Origin of the sequence: Paenibacillus sp. MMO-177, assembly GCF_037147795.1 — a bacterium.
GTDB lineage: Bacteria > Bacillota > Bacilli > Paenibacillales > Paenibacillaceae > Pristimantibacillus.
This window is the reverse complement of sequence record NZ_JBBCUR010000045.1, coordinates 1-233: the sequence shown is the minus strand read 5'-3', so window position 1 is coordinate 233 and position 233 is coordinate 1. Positions and strand designations below refer to the sequence as shown.

Here is a 233-nt window from a genome sequence, read left to right as displayed (position 1 = left end):
GATCATGCGACCGATTCGCGTATCCGGTATTAGCATTCGTTTCCGAATGTTATCCCGGTCTTATGGGCAGGTTACCCACGTGTTACTCACCCGTCCGCCGCTAACCTTACCTGAAGGTAAGATCCGCTCGACTTGCATGTATTAGGCACGCCGCCAGCGTTCGTCCTGAGCCAGGATCAAACTCTCCATTAAAGTGTTTGACTTGCTCATTACTTGTTTTATCGCTTTTCCGT

1 rRNA gene is annotated in these 233 nt (G+C 49.8%); it reads right to left on the bottom strand.

The features are described 5' to 3' along the window. A 16S ribosomal RNA gene (locus WFK81_RS30825) occupies positions 1–192 on the bottom strand; the annotation flags it as partial. Positions 193–233: the final 41 nt, after the last annotated feature.